The sequence below is a fragment of the Tessaracoccus lapidicaptus genome, assembly GCF_001693815.1.
Classification (GTDB): Bacteria; Actinomycetota; Actinomycetes; order Propionibacteriales; family Propionibacteriaceae; genus Arachnia; species Arachnia lapidicapta.
In genome coordinates, this window is sequence record NZ_MBQD01000020.1 from 206,504 (window position 1) to 226,287 (window position 19,784).

Genomic DNA, 19,784 nt, shown 5'->3' on the forward strand with positions numbered 1-19,784 from the left:
TGCGCCTTTCGGTGGAGGGGTCGGATGCGCCGATGCGCACTGCACCGTCACGCCCCTCAGGAGCCCGGCACCGGCCGCCTGATACGTCAGACGCGCACCCCGTCAGACGGTCGCCCGCCAGGGGGCGCCGAAGCACACGAACGCGCCCGCGGACGGATCGTCGACGGTGGCGCGGGCCAGCGCCGTCGCGGCGTCCGCCCCTCCGCACAGCTCGGCGTGGTAGCGACCCATGACCTCGGCCGCGAGCCGGTCACCGACCGGCGCCACGGGGGCGACGACGCAGCCCACGCCCGCCGACAACAGCGTGGCCGTCAGCCCCAGCGGCTGGTCCCCGGGACGGTGCGTGGCCCGGCCCACCTCGCAGGCGGACAGCACGACGTGCCCGGCGCGCACCGGGACTCCCTCGAGTTCGTGCGCGAAGACCGGCCCGTCTGCCAGCAGCAGACTCGAGAACTGCGGGTTGTCGCCGCGATGCTCCCCATGGGCCGCGACGTGCACGAGGTCGTCGGCGGCGAGGGCGGCGGCCAGGGTCGGGCTGCCCACCAGGGGCCAGCAGCCCGAGATCGCGTCGGCCTCGTCGGCGGCGAACGGCAATCCCGGACCGGTCAGGACGCTGACCCGGGGCCGGTGCGCAACGCGGCCGGCGGTGGCCCAGCTGGAGGCCGTCGGGGCGACGGTGACGGCCCGGCCGCGCAGGGAGGGCAGGGCGCCCCACGCGACACCTGACAGCACCCGGGTCGGGACGATGACCAGGTGCCCGGGGAGGTCGGCGAGCGGGTCGGCCACCACCGCCCCGAGCTCAGCGAGCCGCGCCGCGAGCGACGCCGCGACGACGGCGGTCAGCGGATGCGCCGGATGGAGCGTCGCCCGGGCGGTCAGGTCGGCGCGCGTGGCGTCGACGAGCTCGGAGATCTCGGCGGCGGCGCCCAGCCTCACCGTGCGATGTCGCCGGCCCAGCACCACCGCCACCACGTCCTCGCCCGAGCGCACCGTCACGACCAGGCTGGCATCCGCGGCCGCCGCGGCCGCGGCGAGCGCCGCCGGCGCGACGGTCTCCACCGACGGCGGCAGCTCCGTCGTGGCGCCCCACGTGAGACCCCGCAGCTCCCGCTCGGCCGCCACGATGCGCCGCGAGCATTCGGCCGCGTCGGGCAGGTCGGGCCGGAACTCGGCGCGGAGCCGGCGCAGCCGGGTCGCCGTCTCAGCGGTCCGGGGATCCGCCGTGGGCCCGACCCGGGCCACGGGCCGGGTCGCGGCCCGCCACCGCTCGGCGGTCTCGACGACGGCGGCCTGACCCAGGTCCGCGGCCAACTGCAGGTCCAGGGCGGCCGCGGCCTCCCCGTGCACGGCGGTGGCGGTGCGCAGGTCCAGGCTCGCCAGCCCCAGCTGGGCGCGCACGAGCGTGGTGGACGCGCGGCGCAGCAGGCGGCGGGCCCCCGCGCGGTCCCCGTCGCGCACCGAGTCCGTGGCGAGGGCGACCAGGGCCGCCATCCGCAGCGACACCACGGGGGACCTGGCCAGCCACGCGACCTCGCGGCGAAGCTCCGCGCGGTCCTGCGGCGGCCCGGGGGCCAGGAGCTCGGCGGCCGCCGCCTGTGCGGCGACGAGCCGGTCGCCCGCCATCGCCGCGGCACGCCGCAGGCCGTGCGCGGTCGCGCGGCGGGGCCGGGCCCGCAGCTGCGCCAGCAGTGCGCGGCGATGCCACGCGGGCTCCCTGCGGCGGGCGAACACCCGGGCCGCGGCCCGTGCGTAGCCGAGGGCGTCGTCGGCCCGGCCCAGCAGCAGGGCGGAGCGGGCGAGGTCGAGGTCGATCTCCGCGGCGTCCCGGGCCGACGGCGCATCCGCCCTGGCCGCCAGCAGCAGCTCGTGCGCCTCCGCCACGAGGCCCGCCTCCAGCAGGGCTCGCGCCCGGTCGTGCCGGGCGACCGACCGGTCGATCGCGACGCCGCCGCTGTCCGCGTCGTGCATGTCGCGCAGCGCGGCGGGCAGGTCGCCGCGGAGGAACTCGACCCAGCCGAGGTTGTGCCGGGCCATCGCGGCGAGCATCGGCTGGTCCAGCTCGTCGGCGAGGGCGGCGGCCCGGGCGAGGTCGGCCGCGGCGTCGTCGAAGCGGTGCAGCTCGGACGTCAGCGTTCCGCGGTTGAGGTGCAGCCGCATCCGGTCCGCGGGCGGCAGCCGGCCCGGGTCGATGCGGCAGAGCACGCGCCAGGCGCCGGACTGGTCACCGGCCCGGGCGCGGACGAGCCCGTGCTGGACCTCGGCAGCGGCGGCGACCGGGGCGAGGCCGGCTGCCTCCGCCGCCTGCGCGATCGTCGTCAGCTCCGCGCCTGCGGCACCAGCGCCGTCCTCCTCGAACAGCAGCCACGCCAGCGAGATCCGGATCCGCAGCGCCAGCTCCGCGTCGCCCGGGTCGCAGGTGTCGGCCGCCCGCAACAGGCGCGCGCGGGCCTCCGCCGGGCGATGCTCCGCGAGCAGCCCCCGCGCCTCGTCGTACAGGTCCTGCGCGGAGTGGTGCACCTACACCTCGATCGACGGCGTGATGACGGGGCGGTCGCCCTCGCGGGGCGGCCGGATGAGGAAGCGGACGGGGCCGTGGGGGATGCGGGGCCAGGACAGCCGGCCGGTCGCGTCGGAGACCTGCACTTCCGGCTCCGGTCCGGCGTGGGCCTCGACGGTCACGCCACCGCCCGTCACCCAGCCGTCGACGCGGACCCCGCCGTCGACCTCGGTCAGGACGAGCATGAGGCTGAGTCCCGAGGCAGTGAAGGTCACGGTGTCGGCCGTCATGGGACGGCCCCCGCGAACCCCGGCGAGGACGCCGCCCTCGAGGGTCGCGAGCTCCGCGCTCATCAGGTCGAGGGAGATGGCGAACAGGAGCCGCTCGACGAGGCCGGTTGGCGGCGCGTCGAAGCGGTCCTGCGCCTCGGCCAGTGCGGTGAGCAGTCGGGTGTCGCCCCCGTCGAGGGGGAGGCGGGCGTCGTCGTCGAGGGTCATGTGGTGCTCCAGGTGGGATCGGTGGCCAGGGCGCGACGCAGCGCCGCCAGGCAGCGGCCCCGGGTGGGGCCGATGGAGCCGACGGGCATGCCGAGCGCCGTGGAGATGGTGGCGTAGTCGGGTGTCGAGGCGTAGGCGATGACGCGCAGCAGCGCCTGACACCGGGGGCTCAAGGTGGCGACGTGGCGCCAGAGGCGCCTGCCCTCGTCGGAGGCCTCCGCGACCTCGGCGGGACCCGGCCGTGGATCGGCGACGGCGTCGGCCAGCTCCGCCGTGCGTGGGCGCCGCGCGGTCCGCCACGCCGTCCGGCGCGTCGTCGTGATCAGCCAGGCGAACACGGCCCGCGGCTCGGCCACGGAGTCGGTGTGCCGCACGAGGGCGATCCACACGGTCTGGAGGGCATCCTCCGCCTCCTGGTGGTCGAGGCCGGCCGACCGGGCGATCGCCCACAGCGGGGGAGTCACGAGGGCGACGAGCTCGGCCAGCCGGCCGGCATCGCCATCGCGGTACGCGCGGAAGGCGTCCTCGGCCCGCCGCGAGAGCGGGACCGGGTCCGTCACGGGGCCCTGCCCACCGTCGCCGACACCCGGGGCCGCCGCCGGCCGTAGTAGGGGAGGGGGACGTAGTACGGCAGGGGGACGTAGTACGGCAGCGGCACGTAGTACGGCAGCGGGGTGGCGAACGACGCGCGCGGCATCGGCCGGCTCAGGCGCCGGGGGGTGGCGGGTGACGACGGTGACATGGGGACACCTCCGGTGGGGTGATCAGGGCACTTCACCGGACAGGAGCCCGCGCCGGTGGTCCTGATACACCCCGCATCCTGCCGTGTCGGTCGGGTCCCCGCGACGGCGCCCCGGGGGTCGGCGCGTCAGAGCGCGGCGATTGAGTTGTGCCACGCCCCGATTGCGTCGGGCTCACCGTGGAGGCGCACGTCGGCGTCGCGGCCGCTGAGGTGCAGCAGCAGCTCCGACGGGAGTCCGGACACCGTCACCGGCCGGGTGCCCTGTCCCATGGCCACCTCCGCGCCGGTGTCGCTGCGGCGCAGGATCGCCCGGCTGCCGGCCGCCAGCTGGGTGCGGCGCGCGAGCGCCTTCGCGATAGGCCACAGCTCCTGCTGCTCGGCGGCCGTCAGCGTCTGGCTGCGGCCGTTGGCCCGCAGGACGTCCTCGTGGTGGATGAACAGCTCCGAGGTGTTGACGAGCCGGTCGAGGGGCCGCATGATCCACCCCGGCAGCCGGAGCTCGTCGAGCAGGCCGGTGAAGCCGCGTCGGTGCAGCTCGTCGCGCTGGATCCGCTCGGTCAGGGCGGCGAACCGGTCCAGACCGATGCCGGGCAGGGCGTCGAGTCGGTGCTCGCGGATGTAAAGGTGCGCGGCCAAGTCCTGCACCCGCCAGTCCCCGGCCATCGTCGGGGCGAACGGGCCGAGCTCGGCCATGAGGTCGATGAGTGCGGCGCGCTGGCGCTGGGCGAAGGTCATGGCACCAGCTTAGGCACGGCAGAATGTCCACCATGACAGCCGCCATCAGGTACAACGCCGACGGGCTCGTGCCCGCCGTCGCCCAGGACGCCGACACCGGGGAGGTGCTCATGCTCGCGTGGATGGACGCCGAGGCGGTGCGCCGAACGCTGGCCACGCTGCGGGCGACCTACTGGTCGCGCTCGCGGCAGGAGTACTGGGTCAAGGGTGAGACGTCGGGTCACACTCAGGAGGTCGTGTCCATGGCGGTCGACTGCGACGGCGACACCCTTCTGCTCACCGTGCGCCAGACCGGCGCCGCCTGCCACACCGGCAACCGCACCTGCTTCTACACGCCCCTGACCTCGGCGGATCTGGCATGAGGGTCACTCCCACGCTCGAAGAGTTCACCGCCCTCGCGGCGGACCGGCGCGTCATCAGCGTCCACGCCCGCGTCCTGGCCGACGACCTGACGCCGGTGGCGGTCTATCAACTGCTGTGCGGCGCGCGGCAGGGCACCTTCCTGTTCGAGTCCGCCGAGGCCGGCGTCTGGTCGCGCTACTCGTTCGTCGGCGTCCGCACGGCGGCCACCCTCACCGAGCGCGGCGGCCGCGCCGAGTGGATCGGCCACGAGCTGGTCGGGATCGCCGACGGCGACCCTCTGCAGGTGCTGCGCGCCACGCTCGAGGAACTCGCCACACCCGCCGTCGAGGGCCTGCCGCCGTTCCACGCCGGGATGGTGGGCTACCTGGGCTACGACGTCGTGCGCCGGCTGGAGCGGATCCCGGACACCTGCGTCGACGACCTGGGGCTCCCGGAGCTGGTCATGATGCTCGCGAGCGAGGTCGCGGTGCTGGACCACCATCGCGGGGAGCTGTGGCTCATCGCCAACGCGATCAACTTCGACGGCACGGACGAGGGCGTCGAGCGGGCGTACTACGACGCCGTCGCCGCCGTGGAGCGGATGGCCGACGAACTCGCCGCCCCGCGCCGCTCGCTGACGATCCAGGAGGGGGAGCCGGCCGAGCCCGAGGTGCGCCGCCAGAGGACGTCCGAGGAGTACATGGCGCTGGTCGAGGAGGCCAAGGAGGAGATCCGGGCGGGGGAGGCGTTCCAGATCGTCGTGTCCCAGCGCTTCGACATCCCCACCCGCGCCGACGCGCTCGACGTGTACCGGGCGCTGCGGCTGACCAACCCCAGTCCTTACCTGTACCTGCTGCGCCTGCCCGGCTTCGACGTCGTCGGGTCGAGCCCCGAGGCCCTCGTCACGGTGCACCACGGGCTGGCCACCACCCGGCCCATCGCGGGGTCCCGGCCGCGGGGGCGCACGCCCGAGGAGGACCGGCGCCTCGCGGAGGAACTGCTGGCCGACCCGAAGGAGAAGGCCGAGCACCTCATGCTCGTCGACCTGGGGCGCAACGACCTCGGCCGGATCTGCGAGCCGGGCAGCGTCACGGTGCACGAGTTCATGAACATCCACCGCTACAGCCACATCATGCACCTGGAGGCCGCGGTGTCCGGGCGCCTGGCGTCCGGCCGCAGCGCCCTCGACGCCGTCCTGGCCTGCTTCCCCGCGGGCACCCTCTCCGGGGCGCCCAAGGTGCGCGCCATGGAGATCATCGACCGGCTGGAGGTGTCGCGGCGCGGCCTGTACGGCGGCGTCGTCGGCTACTTCGACTTCGCCGGGAACTCCGACGTCGCCATCGCCATCCGCACGGCCGTGCTGGCCGACGGCGTGGCCCACGTGCAGGCGGGCGCGGGCATCGTCGCGGACTCCGTGCCGGCGACGGAAGACGCCGAGTGCCGGCACAAGGCCCGGGCCGTGATCAGCGCCATCGGCCGCGCCGAGGCGATGACGGCGCCGTGAGGGGGCGCCTGCCCGTCACGGTGCTCGCGGCTGCCGGTGCGCTGACGGCCGGCTTCGCCGCCCAGGCCGCCGCCAGCGGCGTGCAGGCCGTGGCTTGGGCCGCCGCGGCGGGCGTCGGCCTGACGCTCATGCTCCGGGGGGTCGGGCTGCGGGTCGTCGGCGTCGCGCTCGCCGCCCTGGCCGTCGCGGGATCGGTGTGGGCGGCCCAGGCCGGGCTCTGGCTGGCCGTGGCGGGATTCGTCGCGCTGGTCGTGGCCGCCGTCGGGCTGGTCGTCTGGGGTCCCGGCTGGGCCGGGCGCGCCAGGGAAGGCCGCGAGGCCCCGCCCGATCTGTGGTCCGCGATGGACCGCGGCGACGATCCCACCGATGAACAGCACGTGCGGCGCGATGGCGGGGCAGGGTAATCTCGTCGCACCGTTAGGCAGACGAAAGGCTTGGCAACTCATGGCGCGTACCGCGAAGTACTACCACCACGGGAAGAGCCCCGCCGCGTGGGCGGGTTCCATCGCCGCCGCCATCGGCTTCATCCTGGCGGCCGTCGGATCCCTGCTCGGCCCCAACTGGCCGCTGGTCATCTTCGGCGCGGCGATCGTCCTGATCGGCGCCCTGGCGACCATGGTGATGAAGGCCATGGGCCTCGGTCAGCCGTGACCGTCCTCGACGACATCATCGCGGGAGTCCGGGAGGATCTGGAGCAGCGGCGCCGTCGCGTGCCCATCGACGCCGTGCGTGAGGCCGCCGCCGCGGCCCCGCCGGCGCTGGACCCCATGCCCCGGTTCCGCGACCCCCGCCTGGCCGTCATCGCCGAGGTGAAGCGCAGGTCCCCGTCCAAGGGTGATCTGGCGGCCATCCCGGACCCGGCCTCCCTCGCCGCCGCCTACGCCGCGGGCGGGGCCGCCGCCATCTCCGTGCTGACCGAGGCCCGGCGCTTCGGCGGCTCGCTGGCCGACCTCGACGCGGTCCGCGCCGCCGTCGACGTGCCGGTCCTGCGCAAGGACTTCATGGTCGACGACTACCAGTTCCTCGAGGCCCGCGCCCACGGGGCGGACCTCGTGCTGCTCATTGTCGCCGCCCTCACCGACGACGAGCTCGCCCACTTCGGGCGGCTCACCGCCGAGCTCGGCATGACTGCGCTCGTCGAGACCCACACCGCCGACGAGGTGGATCGCGCGCTGGCGCTCGGCTTCGACCTCATCGGCGTGAACAACCGCAACCTCAAGAACCTCGACGTCGACCTCGCCACCTTCGGCCCCCTCGCCTCACGGCTGGGGGACTCGGTCGTCCGCGTGGCGGAGTCCGGCATCCTCAGCGCCGACGACGTCGCCATCGTCGCCGCGCAGGGGGCCGACGCCGTGCTCGTCGGCGAGGCGCTCGTCCGGCACGGGGACCCCGTCGCCGCCATCGCCGACTTCATGTCCGCCGCAGAAAGGGTGCACGCATGAGCGTCCCAGACGCCACCGGCCACTTCGGCCGCTTCGGTGGCCGCTTCGTCCCCGAGGCGCTCCAGGCCGCCCTCAGCGAGTTGACGGTCGCGTTCGAGGAGGCGATGGCCGACCCGGAGTACCGGGCCGAGCTGGCCCGCCTGCAGCGCGACTACTCGGGCCGGCCCACGCCCATCACGGTGGCGGAGAACTTCTCGGCCCACTGCGGCAACGCGCGGGTCCTGCTCAAGCGCGAGGACCTCAACCACACCGGCGCGCACAAGATCAACAACGTCCTCGGCCAGGCGCTGCTGACCAAGCGCATGGGCAAGACTCGCGTCATCGCGGAGACCGGCGCGGGCCAACACGGCGTCGCGACCGCCACCGCCGCGGCCCTGCTCGGGCTCGAATGCCGCATCTACATGGGCGAGGTCGACACCAAGCGGCAGGCCCTCAACGTGGCGCGCATGCAGCTGCTCGGCGCGGAGGTGTACGCGGTCGCGGCCGGCTCCCGCACGCTCAAGGACGCCATGAACGAGGCCATGCGCGACTGGGTGACCACCGTGGACCAGACGCACTACCTCATCGGCACCGTCGGCGGCCCGCACCCGTTCCCCTACCTGGTGCGCGAGCTGCAGCGGGTCATCTCCACCGAGGCGCGTCAGCAGATGCTCGACGACCACGGCGCGCTGCCCGACTACGTGGCCGCGTGCGTCGGCGGCGGCTCGAACGCCATCGGCATGTTCTACGACTTCATCCCCGACGAGTCCGTGAAGCTGTACGGCTTCGAGGCCGAGGGGGAGGGTGTGGCCACCGGCCGGCACGCCGCCACCATCGTCGCGGGATCGCCGGGCGTGCTCCACGGAGCCCGCACCATGGTCCTGCAGGACGAGGACGGGCAGACCATCGAGTCGCACTCCATCTCCGCGGGGCTCGACTACCCCGGCGTGGGGCCGGAGCACGCGTGGCTCGCCGATACCGGTCGCGCCGTCTACCAGGGGGTCACCGACGCCGAGGCCATGGATGCGTTCAAGCTCCTGACCCGCACCGAGGGCATCATCCCCGCGATCGAGTCCGCCCATGCGTTGGCCGGCGCCCGCCGGCTCGGGCTGCAGATCGCCGCCGAGGACCCGGAGGCCCGTCCCACCATCCTCGTGTGCCTCTCGGGCCGCGGCGACAAGGACGTGGCCACCGCCTTCGAGTACTTCGGCCTGCCGGGCGTCCCCGACAAGACCGTGGGAGGCATGGCATGAGCCAGTACACCGACGAGGCCCGCCTCGGCATCTCCGGCCGCGTCGTGTCCGCGTGCCTCGACGCCGGGCGGCCGGCGCTGGTCGGCTACCTCCCCGTCGGCTACCCGAGCGTCGCGGACTCCATCGAGGCCGTCACCGCCATCACCGAGGGCACCGACGGCCGCGGCGTGGACCTCGTCGAGATCGGCATCCCGTACTCGGACCCGCTCATGGACGGCCTGGTCATCCAGCACGCCACCGCCAAGGCCCGGGCCCGCGGCGTCCGCACCGCGGACGCGTTCCGCGCCGTCGAGGCGGTCGCGGCGACGTCGGCGACCCCGATGGTGATGACCTACTGGAACCTCATCGAGGCGTACGGTCCGGACCGCTTCGCGCGGGACCTGGCCGCCGCCGGCGGCGCCGGCGTCATCACCCCCGACCTGCCGCCGGACGACTGCCCCGAGTGGATCGAGGCCAGCGACGCCCACGGCCTCGACCGCGTGTTCCTCATCGCCCCGTCGTCGACCGACGAGCGCATCGCGCTGACCATGCGCTCCTGCCGGGGCTGGGTGTACGCCTCCAGCGTCATGGGCGTCACCGGGGCCCGCGCGGCCACCTCCGACGCCGCGCCGGTGATCGTCAGCAGGGCCCGCTCCGTCGACCAGGGACTCCCGGTCGGCATCGGGCTCGGCGTGAGCACGGGCGACCAGGCGGCCGAGATCGGTGCCTACGCGGACCTGGTCATCGTCGGCTCGGCGCTGCTCAAGTGCCTCGACTCCGACGGCGCCGACCTGCCCGGGGACCTGCGCCGCCTGCGCACGCTGGCCGCCGACCTGGCGGCAGGGGTGGATCGGGCGCGCCTGTGATCCCTCGCCGGTCCCTCATCGGGCTCGGCGGGCTGGTGCTGCTCGCCGGATGCGCCCCGGACGACGACGGCCCCGTCGCGGACGTGAGCCGCGGCCCGTGGCACGGCACGCACCTGGAGGGCGGGGGATCGCCGCTGCCGGACGTGACGCTGACCGACCAGGACGGCAACCCGTACAACCTCGCCCGTGACCCCGCGACGCCCGCGGTCGCGCTGTTCTTCGGGTACACCAACTGCCCCGACGTGTGCCCCGGCATCATGGCCGACATGGCCACCGCCAAGCGCCGGCTCCCGGAGGGCCTGGTCGACGACGTGACCCTCATCGTCGTCACCACGGACCCCGCCCGGGACACGCCCGAGGTCCTGAAGTCGTACCTGTCCAGGGTGGACGACACGTTCATCGGCCTCACCGGCGACCTGGAGGTCATCAAGCCGGCGGCGCTCAGCCTGGGCATCGACATCACCGAAGGCAAGCAGCTGCCCTCCGGCGGCTACGAGGTGGATCACGGCACGTACGTCCTCGGGTTCGGCAGCGACCGCACGCTGCAGGTCGTCTGGAACGGCCTGTCGGCCGCCGAACTCCGCGAGGACTACGAGCGACTCGTCGCGCTCTGACCCCAGGGGCCTGCGTCGACCCCGCGCCCCGGAGTAGCCTGGCGGGACCGACGGCGAGGAGGATCCGAATGGGCCTGATGGAGCACGCGATCTGGTGGCAGGTGTACCCGCTGGGGGCGACCGGCGCACCCATCCGGGGTGAGCACGGCGCACCGGTCCACCGCCTGCGCCGGCTGGAGCACTGGCTGGACTACGTCGTCGAGCTCGGCTGCAACGGGCTGCTGCTCGGACCGGTCTTCGCGTCGGTGGCCCACGGCTACGACACCGTCGACCACTTCCGCATCGACCCGCGGCTGGGCGACGACACGGACTTCGACGACCTCGTCGCGACGGCCCGCGACCGCGGCATTCACGTGATGCTCGACGGCGTCTTCAACCACGTGGCGCGCGAACACCCGCTCGTGACGAGCCGGCCGGACCTCATCCGGCACGTCGACGGCGCGCCCAAGGGCTGGGAGGGCCACGACGCCCTCGTCGAGCTCGACCACGCCAACCCGGCGGTGGCGGACCTCGTCGTCGACGTGATGACCCACTGGCTGCGCCGCGGCATCGCCGGCTGGCGCCTCGACGTCGCCTACGCCGTCCCCACCGGCTTCTGGCGCGACGTCGCCGCCCGCGTCCGCGCGGACTTCCCCGACGTCGTCCTGCTCGGCGAGGTCATCCACGGCGACTACAGCGGCTTCATCCATGACTCGACGCTGGACTCGCTGACCCAGTACGAGCTGTGGAAGGCCATCTGGAGCGCCATCGTCGACCGCAACCTCTGGGAGCTGGCCCACGCCCTGGACCGGCACGCCGCCTTCGCCGCCGACTTCCTGCCGGCCACGTTCGTCGGCAACCACGACGTCACGCGCATCGCGACCACGCTGGGTGCCCCCGGCGCCGGCCTCGCCGCGGCGATCCTCTTCACGCTGCCGGGCATGCCGAGCGTCTACTACGGCGACGAGCAGGGCTTCACCGGCACCAAGACCGAGGCGTGGCACGGAGACGACGAGGTGCGCCCCCCGCTGCCGCCCACCCCCGCGGACCTGTCGCCGCTCGGCGCCGGGCTGCACCGCACGTATCAGGAGGCCATCGCGTTCCGTCGGCGCCACCCCTGGCTCGCGACCGCGGCCCTCGAGGTCACGCACCGCGCCAACGAGCAGCTCGCCTATCGCCTTGTGGGCCGCGATTCCCAGACCGCCGAGGTGGCCGTCGATCTGGCGTCCGGCAGCCTGCAGGCCACCGCCGACGGGGACCACCTCCGTTACATGCAGGCCTGATCTGTTTCGGCAATGTAACAATCGTTTTACGCTCTTCCGCAGAGCCTGGGATCGGTTGGACGGCCCCCTGGGCGCCGCTTAGTGTTTCCTCGCCACGGCCCGGCCGCGGCATGCCCGTGACATGAGGAGGACCCAGCAGATGGCTCAGAGCGTGTTCCCGCACCGCGACAAGGTCGGTCTCTACGATCCGGCCTACGAGCACGACGCCTGTGGTGTCGCCTTCGTCGCCCACCTCGACGGCGTGCCGCGTCACCAGATCGTCGAACAGGGCCTCGAGGCCCTGCGCAACCTCGACCACCGTGGCGCCACGGGCGCCGACGAGGCGGCCGGCGACGGCGCCGGCATCCTCATCCAGATCCCGGACCGCTTCCTGCGCGACGTCGTCGGCGTGCGGCTGCCCGACCACGGCGAGTACGCGGTCGGCCTGGCGTTCCTGCCGACCGACGCGGCCCGCCGCGCCGAGGTCAAGGCCGCGATCGAGGTCATCGCCGACGACATCGAACTCGACGTCCTCGCCTGGCGCGAGGTGCCCGTCGAGACCGCCACGCTGTCGCCGATCTCCATCGGGGCCATGCCGCACTTCGAGCAGCTCGTCGTCGCCGGACGCTCCGGGCAGTCGGGCATCGACCTCGACCGGTACACCTACGTGCTGCGCCGCCGCGCGCAGCACGAGGCGGGCGTCTACTTCGCGTCGCTGTCGGCGCGGACCCTGGTGTACAAGGGCATGCTCACCACCCAGCAGCTGGAGGAGGTGTTCCCCGAGCTGCACGACGAGCGCATCGAGTCCGCGCTCGCGCTGGTGCACTCGCGCTTCTCCACCAACACCTTCCCGGCGTGGGAGCTGGCGCACCCCTACCGCATGATCGCCCACAACGGCGAGATCAACACCGTGCGCGGCAACCGCAACTGGATGCGGGCCCGCGAGGCGCTGCTCACGTCGGACAAGTTCCCCGGCAACCTCGAGGCGCTGTTCCCCATCTGCACTCCCGAAGGCTCGGACTCCGCGTCCTTCGACGAGGTGCTCGAGCTGCTGCACCTCGGCGGCCGGTCGCTGCCGCACGCCGTGCTCATGATGATCCCCGAGGCGTGGGAGGGCCACGCCGAGATGGACCCGAAGCGTCGCGCCTTCTACGAGTACCACTCGATGATCATGGAGCCCTGGGACGGGCCCGCGTGTATGACCTTCACCGACGGGTCCATCATCGGCGGCTGCCTGGACCGCAACGGGCTGCGGCCGGGGCGCTTCTGGGAGACCGCCGACGGCCTGGTCGTGTTCGCGTCCGAGGCGGGCGTCCTGCCGATCGAGGCCGGCGACGTCGTCCGGAAGGGCCGCCTGCAGCCTGGCCGAATGCTGCTGCTGGACCTCGAGCAGCACCGCATCCTCTCCGACGAGGACGTCAAGGGCTCCCTGGCCGACCAGCATCCCTACGAGCAGTGGGTCGCCGACAACAAGATCGAGCTCGACCAGCTGCCCAGCCGCACGCACATCGTCCACTCGCACGCCTCCGTCATCCGCCGCCAGCAGGTCTTCGGGTACACCGAGGAGGAGTTGCGCCTCATCGTCGCGCCGATGGCCAACGCGGGCACCGAGCCGATCGGGTCCATGGGCACCGACTCGCCGGTCGCGGTGCTGAGCAGCCGCCCCCGGCTGATCTTCGACTACTTCAAGCAGCTGTTCGCGCAGGTCACGAACCCGCCGCTCGACGCCATCCGCGAGGAGCTCGTCACGTCGCTGACCGCGCAGATCGGCCCCGAGCGCAACCTCCTCGAGCCCACGCCCGAGTCGGCCCGGGTCATCACGATGAGCCGGCCGATCCTCGACTCCGAGCAGCTGGCCAAGATCGTGCGACTCAACCGCGAGGGCGACCTCCCCGGCTTCGGCACGCACGTCGTGCGCGGCCTCTACAAGGTCGCCGGGGGCGGCCGGGCGCTGGAGAAGAAGATCGACGAGATCTGCCAGGAGGTGTCCGCGGCCATCCGTGGCGGCGCGCGCGCCATCGTCCTGTCCGACCGGCACTCCACCGCCGAGCTCGCGCCCATCCCGTCGCTCCTGCTCACCGCCGCCGTCCATCACCACCTGGTCCGCGAGAAGACCCGCACGCAGGTCGGGCTCGTCGTCGAGGCCGGCGACGTGCGCGAGGTGCACCACATGGCGCTGCTCATCGGCTACGGCGCGGCGGCGGTCAACCCGTACCTGGTGTTCGAGTCCGCCGAGGACCTCGCCCGCCGCGAGATGTACGTCGACGTCACGCCGGAGAAGGCCATCGCCAACGTCGCCAAGGCGCTGTCCAAGGGCGTGCTCAAGGTGATGAGCAAGATGGGCGTCTCCACCGTGGCCTCGTACACGGGCGCGCAGATCTTCGAGTGCGTCGGCCTCAGCCAGGACGTGGTCGACCGCTACTTCACCGGCACCACCAGCCGGCTGGGCGGTCTCGGCCTCGAGGAGCTGGCCGCCGAGACCCGGGCCCGCCACCAGCTGGCGTACCCCACCGACGGCATCCCGCTGGCGCACCGCAACCTGCTGGTCGGCGGCGAGTACCAGTGGCGCCGCGAGGGTGAGCCGCACCTGTTCGACCCGGAGTCCGTGTTCCGCCTCCAGTACTCGACCGCGAACGGCGACTACGAGGCCTTCAAGCGCTACACCGCGCTCGTCAACGACAACTCCGAGCGCATCATGACGCTGCGCTCGCTCATGCGGTTCCGTGACGCCACCCCGATCCCCATCGAGGAGGTCGAGTCGGTCGAGAGCATCGTCAAGCGGTTCTCCACCGGCGCGATGAGCTACGGCTCCATCTCGATGGAGGCCCACCAGACGCTCGCCGTGGCCATGAACCGCATCGGCGGCAAGTCGAACACCGGCGAGGGCGGCGAGGACCCGGAGCGGCTGCACGATCCCGCGCGCCGCTCCGCCATCAAGCAGGTGGCGTCGGGCCGCTTCGGCGTGACCTCGGAGTACCTCACGTACGCCGACGACATCCAGATCAAGATGGCCCAGGGCGCCAAGCCGGGCGAGGGCGGACAGCTGCCCGGCCCGAAGGTGTACCCGTGGGTCGCCAAGACCCGGCACTCGACGCCGGGCGTGGGCCTCATCTCGCCCCCGCCGCACCACGACATCTACTCGATCGAGGACCTCAAGCAGCTCATCCACGACCTCAAGTGCGCCAACCCGTCGGCGCGGGTCCACGTGAAGCTCGTCTCCGAGATCGGGGTCGGCACCGTCGCGGCCGGCGTCAGCAAGGCCAAAGCCGACGTCGTGCTCATCTCGGGCCACGACGGCGGCACCGGCGCGGCGCCCCTGACGTCGATCAAGCACGCCGGCGCCCCCTGGGAGCTGGGCCTGGCCGAGACGCAGCAGACGCTGCTGCTCAACGGGCTGCGCGACCGCATCGTCGTGCAGTGCGACGGCCAGCTCAAGACCGGCCGCGACGTCCTCATCGCCGCGCTGCTGGGCGCCGAGGAGTTCGGCTTCGCCACGGCGCCGCTGGTGGTGTCGGGCTGCATCATGATGCGGGTGTGCCACAAGGACACGTGCCCCGTGGGCGTCGCGACCCAGAACCCGGAGCTGCGCGGCAAGTTCCACGGCGACCCGGACCACGTGGTCAACTTCTTCATGTTCATGGCGGCGGAGGTGCGCGAACTGCTGGCCCAGCTGGGGCTGCGCTCCATCGAGGAGGCCGTCGGCCGCGTCGACCTGCTGGACGTCAGCGAGGCGGTCGGGCACTGGAAGACCCAGGGCCTCGACCTCAGCCCCGTCCTGGCAGCCATCGACGTGCCCGAGGGCACCGCCCTGCACCGCACGACCACGCAGGACCACGGCCTGTCCGGCAAGCTGGACGTCGAGCTGATCCGCCTGGCGGAGCCGGCGCTGACCCGCGGCGAGCGCGTGCGGCAGTCGTTGCCGGTGCGCAACGTCGACCGCACCGTCGGCACCATGCTCGGCCATGAGGTGACGAAGGCCACCGAGGGGCTCGGCCTGGCGCCCGGCACCATCGAGTTCACGCTGACCGGCACCGGCGGCCAGAGCTTCGGCGCGTTCCTGCCCCGCGGGGTCACGCTGCGGCTCATCGGCGACTCGAACGACTACGTGGGCAAGGGCCTCTCCGGCGGCCGCATCGTCGTCACCCCGCCGCAGGAGGTCAGCTTCGACCCGGCCGAGCAGATCGTGGCCGGCAACGTCATCGCGTACGGCGCGACGTCGGGCCAGCTGTTCCTCCGCGGTGTCGTGGGCGAGCGGTTCTGCGTGCGCAACTCGGGCGCGACCGCCGTCGTCGAGGGCGTGGGCGACCACGGCTGCGAGTACATGACCGGCGGCGAGGTGCTCGTCATCGGTCCCACGGGCCGCAACTTCGCCGCCGGCATGTCGGGCGGTGTGGCGTGGGTCCTCGACCTCAACCCGCTGCGTCTCAACAGTGAGCTCGTCGACCCCGTCGAGCTCACCGATGCCGACGTCGCCCGCGTCCGCGAGCTGCTCGCCGAGCACCGCGACGAGACGGGCTCGCTGGTGGCCGACGGCCTCCTGCAGCTCGGCGACGCCGACCTGAAGCTGCGGTTCACGAAGATCGAGCCGCGCGACTTCGCCCGCATCATGGCCGTCAAGGCCCGGTCCGTCGCCGACGGGCTCACCGAAGAGGACACCACCAAGCTGATGATGGAGGCCGCTCATGGCTGATCCGAAGGGGTTCATGACCACGCCGCGACGCGTCGCGCCCAGGCGGCCCGTCGAGGAGCGCATCCACGACTGGAAAGAGGTCTACCCGGGCACGCCGGGTCGGGCCCTCCTGCCGATCATCTCGGAGCAGGCGGGGCGCTGCATGGACTGCGGCATCCCGTTCTGCCACAACGGCTGCCCGCTCGGCAACCTCATCCCCGAGTGGAACGACCTCGTGTGGCGCGACGAGTGGCATTCGGCGCTGGACCGGCTGCACGCCACCAACAACTTCCCGGAGTTCACCGGCCGGCTGTGCCCGGCGCCGTGCGAGACCTCGTGCGTCGTCGGGATCAACCGTGACCCGGTGACCATCAAGAACGTCGAGGTGGCCATCATCGACAAGGCGTGGGACGACTCGCGCGTCGTCCCGCAGCAGCCCGAGTGGCACACGGCCAAGACGGTCGCGGTCGTCGGGTCGGGGCCGGCGGGGCTCGCCGCGGCCCAGCAGCTCACCCGCGCGGGGCACACGGTGGTGGTGTACGAGCGGGCCGACGCCATCGGCGGCCTGCTGCGGTACGGCATCCCCGAGTTCAAGATGGAGAAGGCCGTCCTGAACCGCCGCCTCAAGCAGATGGTGCTGGAGGGCACCCAGTTCAAGACCGGCGTCGAGGTCGGCGTCGACGTCACGGGCCAGGACCTCCTCGATCAGTACGAGGCCGTCGTGGTGGCCATCGGCTCCACCGTCGCGCGCGACCTGCCCGTCCCCGGCCGCGAGCTGGCCGGCATCCACCAGGCCATGGAGTTCCTCCCGCAGGCCAACCGCGTGGCGCTGGGGCAGGAGGTGGAGGGCCAGATCACCGCCGAGGGCAAGGACGTCGTCATCATCGGCGGCGGCGACACCGGCGCCGACTGCCTGGGCACCTCCATCCGGCAGGGCGCACGCTCCATCACGCAGCTGGAGATCATGCCGATGCCGCCGGAGCAGCGGCCCGGCCACCAGCCCTGGCCGACGTACCCCATGACCTTCAAGATCACCTCCGCGCACGAGGAGGGCGGCGACCGGGTCTACGCCGTGTCGACCACCCGCTTCGTGGAGGACGACCAGGGACGCGTCGCCGGCCTGGACATCTGCGAGGTGCGCTTCGAGGGCGGCCGCTTCGAGCCGGTTCCCGGCACCGAGCGCCACATCCCGGCGCAGCTGGTGCTCCTGGCCATGGGCTTCGCCGGCCCCGAGCGGACCGGGATGGTCGAGGAGCTGGGGCTCGAGCTGGACCCCCGCGGCAACATCCAGCGCGACGACCACTACGCCACCAACGTCCCCGGCGTCTTCGCCTGCGGCGACGCCGGGCGCGGGCAGTCGCTCATCGTCTGGGCCATCGCCGAGGGGCGTTCCTGCGCGCAGGGCGTCGACGAGTACCTGAGCGGCACCTCGAAGCTGCCGCGGCCCATCGGGCCGGAGGTGCGCCAGCTCCTGGTGTGACGCCGCGGGCGGGTCTAGAGTGCGCGCATGAAGACCCTCTTCGCGGAGTTCACCGCGCTGCCCGGCCATGAGGAACGCGTGGCGCACCTCATGGCCGGACTCACCGAGAAGGTGCGCCGGGAGCCCGGCAACATCGCGTTCCTCCCGTTCACGCGCGAGGACGACCCCCGGCGCTGGTTCGTGTTCGAGCAGTACCGCGACGACGACGCGTTCCGCGCCCACATCACGGCCGAGTACGGGCGCGAGTTCAACGCCGCCCTCGGGCACCACATCGTCGAGGACGGATCCCAGCTCACCTGGCTGACCGAGGCCGAGTAGCCTGCTGACTGCCCGGGCGCCGGCCCGGCGGGGGAGGATATCGTGCTGGACCTGCTGGCCTCGTCGCCGCTGCTGACGATCATGCTGGTGGTCACCCTCGGTGCCGCCGTGGGCGTCATCCCGTTCGGGCCGCTGCGCTTCGGCGCGGCGGGCGCGCTGTTCGTGGGCCTCGCGCTCGGCGCGGTCAGCCCCGCCCTCGGCGACGGACTCGCCCTGGTGTCGACGCTGGGCCTCGCGCTGTTCGTCTACACGGTCGGGGTGGCCGCGGGGGAGACGTTCTTCGCCGACCTCCGGCGCCAGCTGCCCCTCATGGTCCTCGGCGTGGCCACGGTCGCCGCGGTCGCGGCGCTGGCCGGCCTCGTCGGGTCCTGGCTGGGGCTGGGCACCGGGATGGTCGCCGGCCTCCTGGCCGGCGCGCTCACCTCGACGCCGGCGCTGGCCGCGGCCACCGCCGCGACCGGGAGCCCCGACGCCGCCGTCGGCTATGCCCTGGGGTACCCCGTGGGTGTCGTGCTCGCGATCGTCGTGGTCGCGCTGGTCGTGTCGCGGTCCTGGCCCGGGCGCGCCGATCCCACGCCGGCCTCGGCCGACGGCATCGTCGCGGAGTCCGTACACGTCGAGCGGGCGACGTCCCCGCGCGCGGTCCCGGGCTGGAGCGACGAGGCGATCAAGATGAGCTACCTCGTCCGCGACGGGCGCACCCGCGTCCTCGCCCCGGGGGAGGACCTCCAGGCGGGCGACCAGGTCCTCGTGGTCGGTGCGCCGTCGGCGGTCGAGGCGGCGACGGCGCACCTGGGCCACCGGCTCAGCCGGGAGCTGACCGACGACCGCGGCGCCGTCGACTTCACGCGCTTCGTCGTGTCCTCGCCGGCCGTGGCCGGCCGCACCGTGGCGCAGTTGAACCTTCCCGGGCGACACGGCGCCGTCATCACGCGCGTGCGGCGCGGCGACGCAGACCTCCTTGCCCGCGACGACCTGGTGTTGCAGCTGGGGGACCGCGTGCTGGCCGTGGCGCCGCAGGAGGAACTCGACGACCTGTCGGCGCTGCTGGGCAACTCCGAGCGCCGCGTCTCGGAGGTCGACGCGCTGGCCCTCGGCCTGGGCCTCGTGCTGGGGCTGCTCGTCGGCGCCGTCGCGGTGCCGCTGCCCGGCGGTGCGGCGTTCTCGCTCGGCTCTGCGGCCGGGCCGCTGGTGGTGGGCATGGCGCTCGGCGCGATCCACCGCACGGGCCCGCTCATCTGGGCGATGCCGCTGACGGTGAACCTGACGATCCGGCAGGTCGGGCCGCTCCTGTTCCTCGCCACCGTCGGACTGTCGTCGGGGCCCAAGTTCGCCGAGCAGGCCCTCACCGCGACGGGGCTGCGCGCCGGCCTGCTGGCCGCCGCGATCGTGCTGGCGTCGGCGGCCGCGTTCCTCGCGGGCGCCCGGGCGCTGGGGCTCAGCGCGCCCCGGGCCGCGGGCGGTTTCGCGGGTTACGTGGGCCAGCCGGCGATCCTCGCCTTCGCGACGTCGCGGGTCAGCGACTCCCGCGTGGACGCCGGCTACGCCGCCCTGTTCGCGCTGGGGATCATCGCCAAGATCGTCGCGGTGCAGGTGATGGGCGCCGTCGGCTGAGGCGCACCGGGT

General features: G+C 73.4%; 18 protein-coding genes. 13 read left to right on the top strand and 5 right to left on the bottom strand.

What is annotated here, in order from left to right; translation table 11 throughout:
• Nucleotides 1–102 precede the first annotated feature (102 nt).
• From BCR15_RS06255 to BCR15_RS06275, 5 genes are all read right to left on the bottom strand, one after another.
• Nucleotides 103–2,517, bottom strand: a complete 2,415-nt coding sequence (locus tag BCR15_RS06255; protein WP_068751329.1) for a CHAT domain-containing protein — start codon at nt 2,515–2,517, stop codon at nt 103–105.
• Nucleotides 2,518–2,994: a hypothetical protein gene (locus BCR15_RS06260; RefSeq protein ID WP_068751330.1), complete on the bottom strand. Its 477-nt coding sequence runs from the start codon at nt 2,992–2,994 to the stop codon at nt 2,518–2,520.
• Entirely contained in the window at nt 2,991–3,554 is a 564-nt protein-coding gene (locus BCR15_RS06265; RefSeq protein WP_068751331.1) for an RNA polymerase sigma factor, read from the bottom strand. The genes BCR15_RS06260 and BCR15_RS06265 overlap by 4 nt, the downstream gene beginning before the upstream one ends.
• Complete coding sequence (locus BCR15_RS06270) at nt 3,551–3,736, bottom strand: hypothetical protein (protein ID WP_068751332.1); 186 nt, start codon at nt 3,734–3,736, stop codon at nt 3,551–3,553. The genes BCR15_RS06265 and BCR15_RS06270 overlap by 4 nt, the downstream gene beginning before the upstream one ends.
• A gap of 126 nt (nt 3,737–3,862) precedes the next feature.
• Nucleotides 3,863–4,471: a TIGR03085 family metal-binding protein gene (locus tag BCR15_RS06275; protein WP_068751333.1), complete on the bottom strand. Its 609-nt coding sequence runs from the start codon at nt 4,469–4,471 to the stop codon at nt 3,863–3,865.
• Between the two features lie 23 nt (nt 4,472–4,494).
• On the opposite strand from BCR15_RS06275, the gene hisI reads away from it, so the two are divergent.
• From hisI to BCR15_RS06340, 13 genes are all read left to right on the top strand, one after another.
• Nucleotides 4,495–4,833, top strand: coding sequence for a phosphoribosyl-AMP cyclohydrolase (gene hisI / locus BCR15_RS06280; protein WP_068751334.1), 339 nt, complete (start codon nt 4,495–4,497; stop codon nt 4,831–4,833).
• Nucleotides 4,830–6,317 (top strand): anthranilate synthase component I, encoded by a 1,488-nt coding sequence (locus BCR15_RS06285; protein WP_068751335.1) that lies wholly within the window; start codon nt 4,830–4,832, stop codon nt 6,315–6,317. The genes hisI and BCR15_RS06285 overlap by 4 nt, the downstream gene beginning before the upstream one ends.
• Nucleotides 6,314–6,721 carry a hypothetical protein gene (locus BCR15_RS06290; protein ID WP_068751336.1) on the top strand — a complete coding sequence of 136 codons (408 nt, stop codon included), beginning with the start codon at nt 6,314–6,316 and terminating at the stop codon, nt 6,719–6,721. Before BCR15_RS06285 ends, BCR15_RS06290 begins: the two co-directional genes overlap by 4 nt.
• A gap of 40 nt (nt 6,722–6,761) precedes the next feature.
• Nucleotides 6,762–6,968, top strand: coding sequence for an HGxxPAAW family protein (locus tag BCR15_RS06295; protein WP_068751337.1), 207 nt, complete (start codon nt 6,762–6,764; stop codon nt 6,966–6,968).
• Complete coding sequence (gene trpC / locus BCR15_RS06300) at nt 6,965–7,759, top strand: indole-3-glycerol phosphate synthase TrpC (RefSeq protein ID WP_068751338.1); 795 nt, start codon at nt 6,965–6,967, stop codon at nt 7,757–7,759. The genes BCR15_RS06295 and trpC overlap by 4 nt, the downstream gene beginning before the upstream one ends.
• Nucleotides 7,756–8,991: a tryptophan synthase subunit beta gene (trpB, locus tag BCR15_RS06305; protein WP_068751339.1), complete on the top strand. Its 1,236-nt coding sequence runs from the start codon at nt 7,756–7,758 to the stop codon at nt 8,989–8,991. The genes trpC and trpB overlap by 4 nt, the downstream gene beginning before the upstream one ends.
• On the top strand, nt 8,988–9,836 hold the full coding sequence (trpA, locus tag BCR15_RS06310; RefSeq protein WP_078919572.1) for a tryptophan synthase subunit alpha: 849 nt from the start codon (nt 8,988–8,990) through the stop codon (nt 9,834–9,836). Before trpB ends, trpA begins: the two co-directional genes overlap by 4 nt.
• On the top strand, nt 9,833–10,450 hold the full coding sequence (locus BCR15_RS06315) for an SCO family protein (RefSeq protein ID WP_176715196.1): 618 nt from the start codon (nt 9,833–9,835) through the stop codon (nt 10,448–10,450). The genes trpA and BCR15_RS06315 overlap by 4 nt, the downstream gene beginning before the upstream one ends.
• A gap of 68 nt (nt 10,451–10,518) precedes the next feature.
• Complete coding sequence (locus tag BCR15_RS06320) at nt 10,519–11,712, top strand: alpha-amylase family protein (protein WP_068751340.1); 1,194 nt, start codon at nt 10,519–10,521, stop codon at nt 11,710–11,712.
• 139 nt (nt 11,713–11,851) lie between these two features.
• Nucleotides 11,852–16,381 (top strand): glutamate synthase large subunit, encoded by a 4,530-nt coding sequence (gene gltB, locus BCR15_RS06325; RefSeq protein WP_068751341.1) that lies wholly within the window; start codon nt 11,852–11,854, stop codon nt 16,379–16,381.
• On the top strand, nt 16,374–17,840 hold the full coding sequence (locus BCR15_RS06330) for a glutamate synthase subunit beta (RefSeq protein ID WP_068751342.1): 1,467 nt from the start codon (nt 16,374–16,376) through the stop codon (nt 17,838–17,840). Before gltB ends, BCR15_RS06330 begins: the two co-directional genes overlap by 8 nt.
• A 27-nt stretch (nt 17,841–17,867) precedes the next feature.
• On the top strand, nt 17,868–18,158 hold the full coding sequence (locus tag BCR15_RS06335) for a putative quinol monooxygenase (RefSeq protein WP_068751343.1): 291 nt from the start codon (nt 17,868–17,870) through the stop codon (nt 18,156–18,158).
• An 81-nt stretch (nt 18,159–18,239) separates the two neighbouring features.
• Complete coding sequence (locus BCR15_RS06340) at nt 18,240–19,772, top strand: aspartate-alanine antiporter-like transporter (protein WP_068751483.1); 1,533 nt, start codon at nt 18,240–18,242, stop codon at nt 19,770–19,772.
• Nucleotides 19,773–19,784 lie beyond the last annotated feature (12 nt).